1 protein-coding gene is annotated in these 10,783 nt (G+C 45.4%); it reads right to left on the bottom strand.

Annotated features, from left to right (window positions below):
- Nucleotides 1-19 precede the first annotated feature (19 nt).
- On the bottom strand, nucleotides 20-10,732 hold the full coding sequence (locus NST65_RS01945) for an amino acid adenylation domain-containing protein (RefSeq protein ID WP_342489264.1): 10,713 nt from the start codon (nucleotides 10,730-10,732) through the stop codon (nucleotides 20-22).
- Nucleotides 10,733-10,783 lie beyond the last annotated feature (51 nt).

Below are 10,783 nucleotides of genomic sequence, written 5' to 3'. Positions count from 1 at the left end.
TCCACCTCTTCATTTTTGCTTAAAATAGATCCATTAGCTTTTCAAGTTCGTCCATAGTGAGATCCTCATCCCCCACATCACTAGGTGTGATCTGACTCTCATCCTGTGATAGACAATGTGAGATCAGTGCCTTCACATTCTTTTCTAAGAGTTCCTTGAACTGTTCGATCGTACGTTCTTCGAATTCAAGGTGATGATAGGAAATCGTCACATGGAGCATGGCTTGTTCTACGAAACCAACAATATCCAGCGCATGAGGTTTCTCGGATTCAGGGCTCAGCGATTGTCCTGCATGCCATGGAGAACGCCTCAATTCACCGCCGCCGATCTGTTCATCAAATTGACCAAGATAGTTAAAGCTGATATCTGGTGTGACTTGAAAATCGATATCGTCCTTCATCTTGTCAGGCGTTAAGTATTTTAAAACGCCATAGCCGATGCCCTTGTTCGGAATGTGTCTGAGTTCCTCTTTTAAATACTTGATCTGATAAGAAAGATCGTCTGCATGCGACATATCCAATAACACAGGATACATACTAGTAAACCAGCCGATCGTCCTTGATACATTAACCGCAGGGAGGATGTCCTCTCTCCCGTGTCCTTCAAGATGAATAAAGTGTCTGTCTTCACCTGTCCACTCTTTCATGGACAACCCTAATGCCGTCAGCAAAATATCATTGATTTCTGTTTGATAGGCTTCATGTACATCCGTCAGCAGACTGCGTGTTTCCTCTTCAGACAATGCAAAACGAATGGTCTGTGTATGAAGCATTCGTTGATCCTCCGTGACATGATCCTTTTGAAGTGGAGGAACGGAATGCGCAAGCACCTTTTTCCAATAATCTCTTTCCGATAGCAGCTCATCTGACACAGCGTATTCAGTCAGCTTCTGGGCATATTCTTGGAAGGAGTGTGTTTTTTCAGGAAGGGTAAGAGTTTCCCCGCGCTTCGACTGTTCATAAAGAGCCATGAAATCTTCAAGGAAAATGCGCCATGACACACCATCAATGACAAGATGGTGTACAGCCAGCAATAAATGATCCCCTTGATCCGTTCGGAAAATGGCAGGTCTCACTAAAGGCCCGTCTGCTAGCGATATACTCGCCTGCACTTCATTTGCCAGCTTTTCTACCTGCTGAATTTGCTGTGACAGCTCTCCTTTTACTTCCACCACATCAATTGCCACATTATTTTCCTCGATTCCTCGATGACGCTGGATGACGCGCCCTTCTTCGAGCGGATACACCATTCGCAAGGCATCATGATGAATCATGAGCTGTTCCAGTACTTGCTGAACGTTTTTCTCATTCAAACCATTTGGCGCATGAAGCATCATCGATTGGTTCCAGTGATGCTGATTCGTAAAGTTTCGTTCAAAGAACCAGCGTTGAATCGGTGTTAAAATGACTTCTCCTTCGACAGGTGATTGGTCGGCTGTGAGAAGATCGGCTTCTTCAATATATGGACGAAGCTCCGCAATCGTTGGGTACTGGAATAGAAGTTTCATATCGAGCTTCCAGCCTGCTTGCGTGAGTCTGCTTGCCATTTGGATGCCTTTAATGGAATCTCCGCCAAGGAAGAAGAAGTGATCGTGAATGCCGACTTGGCTGACGCCAAGGACATCTTCCCAAATGCCGCAAAGCAGTGTTTCCACTTCATCTCTTGGCGCTTCGTATACCGTTTGGTTCGCTTCGATATCAGGTGCTGGCAATGCTTTGAGATCGACTTTTCCATTGGCCGTCATTGGAAATTGATCTAGTTTTATGATCCATGATGGCACCATGTATTCTGGTAACGTGCGTTTTAGGCTTTCTTTAAAGTTCTCTGTATCTGTATCGTTCTTCGTGATTACGTAAGCGGCAAGGGCGTCGTGATCACCCGCATCTTTGACCGTTGTCACGACGGCTTCTTTGACCGAATCCAGCGTCAGGAGCTGCGCTTCAATTTCTGACAGTTCAATCCGGAAGCCGCGGATATTGACCTGATGGTCTATTCTGCCGAGATAGATCAGCTCACCATCCTCTGTCCATTTCACTAAATCGCCTGTGCGGTACATGCGCTCGCCTGGATAAAATGGATCTGGGACAAATCGTTTGTCTGTTTCCTCTGGAAGATTCCAGTAGCCTCTTGCCAGTCCTTTTCCTGCAATGACGAGCTCACCAGGTACGCCTGGCGGCGACAGGTCGTATAAAGAACCCATGATGTAAAAACGTGTATTGGCAATGGCTGTTCCTATCGGAATCGTGCCTTTTTCTGGATCGATCATTCCGCTTGTCGCTACGACTGTATTTTCAGTCGGACCATAGTTATTCACGAGTTTGTATGGAACCGGCTTTACCTGTTTCAGCTTATCTCCGCCTGTTAGTAAATAACGCAGAGAATGGTTGTCCATTGACATAAACTGCTCGCATAGCTGGGTCGGCAGGAAGGCAATGGTGATGCCTTTTTCATTGAAATACGCATTGAGCTTGATCATATCGAGACGAATCGCTTCGTCGATAATGTGCAGCTCTGCACCGGCGATCCACGTCGGGAACATCTCCCAAATGGAGGCGTCAAAGCCAAAGCCGGCATATTTCGCAGTTCGATCCTCGTGTGTCACTTGGAAGGCATCATTGTGCCAGAACGCAAGATTCACAAGGGACTGGTGCTCGACCATGACACCCTTCGGCTGTCCCGTCGTCCCAGAGGTGTAAATCATATAAGCGAGATCCGTTGGTTTGACATGAACCTGAATCTCGTGAGCTTCTCCTTCTACGGCATCTTCTATGAACAGCACATGACCTGTAAATGATGGTGGTGCAGTGAGTCCTTTTTGCATTAGAAGTACCTCTGCCCCGCAGTCTTCCAGCATGTAGGCAATACGCTGCGCTGGATAGTCTGCATCAATTGGAACAAATGCCGCACCTGCCTTGAGGACACCAAGGACAGCGGCTGTCATATCAAGAGATGGGCGGGTGAGAATGCCGACGCGGTCTCCTGATTTTGTGCCGTTTGCGATGAGTCTTGAAGCGACTACATTCGCCCGATGGTTCAGCTCATCATACGTCCAGCTCGTTCCGCAGAAGACCGCTGCTTTTTGGTGCGGTGCTTCAAGCGCCTTAGCCTTAATCAGGGCATGAACGGTTTGATTTGATGGGACGTCTAGGATAGGTCCTGACCATTCGTTCAGCTGTTTTTGCTGCTGCTGTGGTGACAATAATCGCATTTGATCTAACGATTGATCTGGTGCTGACACCATTTGTTCCAGCAAATGAAGGAAATATTCTTTCCACTTTTCAATTGACGTCTTTTGAAAGATAGAACAATTAAAATCAAACACGAGCTCAATTTGATCTGCGGTTTCGTTTCCAGTTAAGGTCAAATCAAATTTGGCGATCTTCTCTTCGAATGGCTGTGGAACAATGTGAAGCCCATCCATTGATAAATCACGAATATCCGCATTTTCCATTGAGAATACCACGTCAAAAATTGGATGGCGGCTTGTATCTCGAACCGTTTGCACCTGATCTACCAATTCTTCAAATGGGTACAGCTGATGCTCGTTTGCCTCTAACACAAGCTGATGCACATTTGACGCAAATTCAGCAGCTGTCTGATGTCCTGCTGGTCTTGTTCTAAGTGCCAGCGTGTTCACAAACATGCCGATCACAGATTGAATATCAGGATGGGTTCTGCCAACAACCGGAGAACCAATGATGATATCCTCTTGTCTTGAAAGCTTGCTTAAAAGAATACTGTAGCCAGCAAGCAGGACTGTATAGGTCGTACTGTTGAGCGCTCTAACGAGTTCGTCCAATTTCGCTTTAAGCGAACCTTCGATTGTAAATGAGACACGATCTCCTGCGAATGTTTGCACTTTTGGCCTTGGCAGGTCTTCCGGCAGTGCCAGTACAGGCAGTTCCCCTTCTAATTGATCCAGCCAGAATGCCTCTTCAGCTGCTTTTTGCGCAGCAGATGCCTCACTTTTTGACCAAACTGCATAATCCTTATATTGAACAGGTAATTCCTCTAGTTTGTCTCCCCGATACAAGGCTGATAGCTCCTCAATTAAAATGCCAACAGACGCACCATCTGAAATGATATGATGCATATCAATCAGTAAATAATGGACATTTACGGAAACGGAAACTAGCCCTATTCTGAGTAAAGGCGCTTTTTCTACATCAAATGGCCTGATAAAGTCATTCATTAATTCCTGTATGTCTCGGCCGTTCTGTTCAATTTTTTCAATGTCTATAGAGACATTTGTTTCAATACGTTGAACAGGTTCATTCTCAACAAAATCAAAGCTCGTTCGGAAAGCTTCATGACGTTGGACTAGCTGATCAATTGCCTTTTCAAATCGTTTTTCATCAAAGACGCCTTCTAGCTTTAAGGCAGCCGGCATATGATAGCTTTGCTCCGCATCAGTCATTTTCTCCAAAACAAACAGTCTTTTCTGAGCAGATGTCACTGGATAATAGGCCGCCTCTTTGGCAACTTCTACTCGCTTGATCTCCGTTTGATCCGCTTGATCAACTGCAAGGGCGAACGCTTCTAATGTTGGGGATTCAAATAAAGACTTCAAAGTGAGCTCCACCTGCATCTCTTCATACAGCCTGTTCAGCATTTTCATGCCGCGTAGCGAATGGCCTCCGCATTCAAAGAAATGATCATGCCTGCCGATTCGCGGCACTTCAAGAACTTCCTCCCAAATGTTCGCCAGCAGACGCTCTGTTTCTGTTTGAGGAGAGGTGTATTCATTTGCCCCCTGCTCACTGAGATCAGGTGCCGGCAGCGCCCGCCTATCGACCTTGCCATTATTCGTCAAAGGAAGCTCGTCTAATTGCATGAAAAATGCCGGCATCATATATACAGGCAGTTCACGTCCTGCTTGCTCGCGCAAATCAGTTAATGAGACAGATCCTTCTGCTGTGAAATACGCACATAACGTGTCATTCGGAGCAGCAATGACGACAGCTTCCTTCACCTGAGGATGCCGCAGCAGCTGGTGTTCAATTTCCCCAAGCTCGATACGCTGTCCGCGAATCTTCACTTGATGATCGATCCGTCCAATGAATTCAATATCTCCATTCGGCAGCCAGCGCGCAAGATCGCCCGTTTTATACATGGTTTCTTCAGGGCGGAAAGGATTGTTGACAAACTTTTCGTTTGTTAATACTGGCTGCTTATAATATCCTTTCACCAGTCCATCACCAGCGACACATAGCTCTCCCGCCACACCCGGCGGCTGAACATGTCCAAACTCATCTACAATATAAACAGCCGTTTGACTCACTGGCTTTCCGATTGGGATGGATAACGCCTGCTTCTCAATATGATTCACAGGATAATATGTGGTGAAAATTGTGCTCTCAGAAGGTCCGTACATATGAACAAGCTTGTCTTTCCCAACTGTCTCAAGTGCAGTCACTACATGAGGCACAGAAGCACGTTCTCCGCCAAACAGCACTTTTCTTACGTTTTTCAGGCTGTCTTTTTTCATATCGATGAGTAAGTGAAAAAGAGCTGTCGTGATCATTAAAATACTGACTTTTTCCTTCTCAATCGCTCCAGAAAGCTCATTCATGTTTAAAATATGATCCTTTGGCAGAACAATGAGTTTCGCTCCGTTTAATAATGCACCAAACACATCAAACATAAAGGCATCAAATACATAGTTTGAGAGGCTCATCACTGTGTCTTCAGGATGAATGGTGAGATAATTCGATTGCTTCACCGTTCTCAAAATGTTCCGGTGTGTCACCATATTTCCTTTAGGCTTACCGGTTGTACCTGATGTATAGGTCAAATTCGCCAAGTCCTCAGGTAAAATATGAGCATCTATAGGGCTGTCTGACTGCTGAGCAATCGCTTGATCTTCTGTTTCTATAATGGTTCCCTCAAATGCAGTGAGCACCGAGCAATGGCGCAGCACTTGATGTGTCAGTAAGAATTGTGCACCGCTGTCTGTTAAAAAGTGCTTCACGCGCTCATCAGGGAAATCGGGGTCAATTGGTACATAGACACCGCCAGCCTTAAGCACAGCCAAAACAGAGAGCACCATTTCATTGGAACGTTCAAAGAATAAGGCCGCTTTCATTCCTTTTTCAAAACCATTTTCACGCAAATAATGAGCCAGCTGATTCACTCGGTCATTCAGCTCTTGATAAGAAAGAACCACATCTTCACATTGCAATGCAGGCTGATGACCATGCTGCTGCACCTGTTTTTCAAACTGCGTCACAATGGTTTCTTCTGCTGGATAAGGCGAAGGTAACGGATTCCACCTATTTAACTGAGCTTCTGCTTCTTGTTCAGACAGTAATCGATAGGATTGAATAGCTTCCTGCGGCGCTTGAACCATCTGCTCCAGCAGATAAACATAATGTTTCATCATCTGCTCTGCCGTACTTCGTTTAAATAGCGCCGTACTGTAATCAAGTACAAAGGATAAACCTTGATCTGACTCCATCGCTTGCAGTGTTAAATCAAATTTCGCAATATGGAAATTGGTTTCTTCAACCTCGACCAGCATGTCTCCAATATGCTGGGCTGCTCCATGATCCGGCGCGAGTGTAAAGACGGTGTCAAACAATGGATGACGGCTAAAATCTCTTGGCACATTCAGCTTTTCAAGCAGCCGTTCAAATGGATATTGCTGATGCTCAAATGCCTGCATCGTCTTTTTCTTTACTTGCTCAATCAGCTGAGACATGGTTCCATTCGGATCTACCTCAGTCCGCAAAGCAAGTGTCTGGACAAACATACCGATCATGTCATTCAAATCTGTATGCACACGCCCTGAAGCCGGTGTTCCGACCACGAATTCCTTTTGACCTGTATATTTGGCAAGCAATGTATAGTAAGCAGAAAGCAAGACTGTATACAGTGTCGTGTGATGGTTTGCTGCAAGCTCCTGTAATTGATTCTTTAACACTTCATCTATTTCTTTGATGACACGATCCCCTGCGAAAGACTGGACAGCTGGACGCTGATAATCGGTCAGCAGCTGTAAAGCCGGAATATCGCCCGAAAATTCTTGCAGCCAAAATGCCTCTTCTTTTTGAAAGCCTTGGTGCTGCTGCCAAACAGCATAATCTTGATATTGAAGCTTCAATGGTGCTTTAACCAAGCCCTCGTAAGCATCTGACAACTCACGCAGCATTAAATCGATCGAAAGACCATCTGAAATCAAATGATGCATATCGAAAAAGAGCAAATGCTCCTGATCATGCAATGACTGCAAACCAATTCGAAGAAGCGGCGCACACTCAAGATCAAAAGGTCTGACAAATTGCTGCATGTTTTCTTCCATCGTACCGCCTGTCAGCTGTTCTATTTGAAAGGACACTGATGAAACGATCCGCTGACGAGGAACACCTTTTATCGTATGAAAAGAAGTACGCAGCATATCGTGACGTGAGATCATCCTGTCAAAGGCTTCAGTCAGCTTCTCAAGCTGCAGAGTTCCTTTTAACCTCACAACAGCAGGCATATGATATGCAGTGCTTTGCTCCAATTGACTCACCATGTAGACGCGCTGCTGTGGAGGCGACAATGGATAATGATCAGCAGCCGGCGCTTTTGGTATCACCGGTTCAGAAGACTTTTCTGCCTGCTCAATATAAGCAGCCAAAGCAGCAATCGTCTGCTGTTCAAATAAAACGGACAGCGGCACCTCCACTTGCAAGTCTCGCTGAACCTGTGTAAGTAAGGTCATCGCTTTGAGCGAATGCCCGCCTCGATCGAAGAAAGAATCATATACACCGATCTTCTCTTGATCAAGAATGTCTTCCCACAAATGAACAAGCTTCGTTTCTATATCGTTTCTAGGTGCCGTATAAACAGCATGAACCGCTCTATCACCTTTTAACGCAGCAAGTGCACGACGGTCGACTTTGCCGCTGACTGTGAGTGGAAAAGCATCGAGTTCTTTGAAATAAAGCGGCATCATGTAAGCTGGAAGCTGATGTTTGATAGCCGCTTGCAGCATGTCAACAGACACACCTTCATGACGAGCTTGATAATAAGCACTTAACGCCTTTTCTCCATCCGCTTCGTCAACCACTAGCACGACAGCCTTATCAACTCCATCTACCTGCTCCATCACAGCTTCAATCTCGCCTGTTTCTATCCGGTAACCCCTTATTTTCACTTGATCGTCCATTCTGCCAAGATAATCAATCGTGCCATCCGGAAGCCATCTGACTAGATCCCCCGTTCGATACATCCGCTCATGCGGAGAAAACGGATCTGCTGTGAATACCTTCTCCGTCAATTCAGGCTGATTCACATAGCCTCGCCCAACACCTATACCGGCAATGCACAGTTCTCCAGCTGCCCCATGCAGCTGTAATTGATCATGTTCATTTAAAATATAAATACGATGATGACCAAGCGGTTTTCCAATCGACACATAGCGCTGTTCAGTTGATTCGCTCAGCTCACTGAGAGCTAGACGATGCACCGCCGCATCCACACACGTCTCAGTTGGACCATACACATTCCACAGAGTAAAATCAGGCTGACTCATACGAACTGCTTCGATGAGTGAACGTGCTGCTTTCGCAGGCAGCGCTTCTCCCCCAATCAGCATGTGCATCAATGACAGCCCGTCCAAATCCGCAGCAAGTAAAAGCTGCACATGCGCCGGTGTTCCATCTGCCGCTTCAATTTGATGTTTTCTGTAATAAGCCGCTAGCTGCTTGCCATTTCTCGTCGTTTCTCGCGGGATGATATGAAGCGTATGTCCAAATAAAAGGGCAGCAAAGATTTGTTTGACCGATGCATCGAAATGGAATGGGGCTAGAAGCGCCATTTGTAGCTCATTCGTCCCTTGATACATCTCATGATGCAAAGCATGGACCAAATGATGCAGCTGAAGATGCTCAATCATGACGCCCTTCGGCTTTCCAGTCGTACCGGATGTATAAATCATGTAGGCTAAATCCTCCGGCGCCGTCTGTTCTACGAGCTCAGGTAGCTGTCCACCATCTAATAATATTTGCTGCTGCACGATTAATTTTTCCGAGAGGGCTGGGTACTCTTGAATGAAAGATTCATCTGTTAACACAATAGAAGCACCTGAATCCTCCACAATAAATTGAATGCGCTCCTCAGGTAATGCCGGATCAATTGGTACATATGCCCCGCCAGCCTTTAGTATGCCGAAGACTGCTACCATGGCATCTGTCTTCCGCTCCATCAAAACAGCAACAGGCACATCACGTGAGATACCTTTCATTTGTAAAAAACGAGCCAGCTTTTCTGCCTGTTGTTGCAGCTCTCCATAAGTAATTGTTCCATTTTCTGCTACAACGGCTGTCCGGTCTGCATATTTGTTGGCTGTCTCATCAAACAGGTGATGAACCGGTTTTGCTGCTGGCCTTTCAAACGATTCTCCTTCAGATAATTGCAGCAGCTCCTTTTGTTCTCCTGCTGAAAGTAAAGGCAGTGTCCCGATCAGCTGATCAGGCTGAGAGACGGCCGCTTCTAGTAATATCAAGAATCGATCAAACATCTTACTCATTTCTTCTTCTGTGAATACATCTGTACGGTAATCCAAATCAATGGTCAATGTATCAGTATCCCAGCGGTCTTTCACATGTATTGAAATATCATTCATTCCGCTCCCGCTAAAAATCGGTTCAGTAATGAACGACAGATTCTCTTTTTTCTGCCACTGCATCACCTGATACTCTAAAGAAATATCAAAAAGGCGTCCTGTAAACCCTTCTCTTTCCCGCAAATCATTCATGAGCAGATTGTAAGGGTACTTTTGGTGACGTAATATCTTCATTTGATCCGCCATGACCTGCTTTACGAAATCAAGAAACGATTGCGACCCTTGAACAGATGCACGCATTGGAATCGTGGATACAAACATCCCAATCATCTTTTTTTCTTTGGCATTCGTCCGGTTGCCCATAAAGGTTCCAAGAACGACATCTTCCATACCGCTAAAACGATGTAAGTAAATATAGACAGTGGACATAAACATTGAAAGCATGCTGACTTTCTGCTCTTCACAAAAGACACGAAGCTTCTCTTTTAAAGAATCTGGAACATCCCCTGAAAATCGCTCCGCATGTAAACTCATCTCGTATCCCTTATGCGGTTTTAACGATGCGAAGTCTGGAATATGAGCAAATTGCTCATTCCAAAAAGCTTGGTCTTTTTGAAAACGTTTAGAAGATTCATAGGTCTGCTCACTCATGATGTGATCAACGAAGGAAATCTCCTCAACTGGCAAGATGTCTACTCCTTGCAGCATGTCATGATATAAGTCAATAATGCGATTTCCCATTAAAATGATGGAAATACCATCCGCGACAATATGATGTGCTTTACAGAACAGCCAGCACTCTTGATCACTGATTTGAAACACCGTAAATTCAATCAAGGGGCTGTCAATCAATGGCATTGGCTCACGAATCTGCTCGTTTGCCCAAGCCCTTACCTCCTCTTCACTCCAGCCCTTTTCCATGCGAATCAGCTGTTTTTCATAAGGTTTGATATATTGAACAGGCTCCTCCTCTTCATCTCGATACACGAGCCTCAGCCGAAGAGAGTCAGTTTGTCGAATGTACGCTTGAAGCACATCGACGACCAAAGAAGGATCGAGACCAGATGCTGATCTCAACCTGGCGAATCCACCCAAATTAGAAATACTTGTACCTGGATAAAATCTTTCCGTGTAGAATACTCGCTTTTGCGCATGTGTTAAGGGGTAATAAACTGTATTCATTCTCATCCTCCGCCTCTTCTATGTTTTCTCCACCAATTTCACCCTGCACCC

This window comes from Bacillus sp. FSL P4-0248 (assembly GCF_038593305.1).
GTDB lineage: Bacteria > Bacillota > Bacilli > Bacillales > Bacillaceae > Bacillus > Bacillus safensis.
Note: the sequence above shows the minus strand (reverse complement) of the source record. Positions and strands in the feature narration are given on the sequence as shown.

Excerpts from the sequence above, each read along its gene's own strand:
- NST65_RS01945 (WP_342489264.1), bottom strand. The coding sequence starts at position 10,732 with ATGAATACAGTTTATTACCCCTTAACACATGCGCAAAAGCGAGTATTC.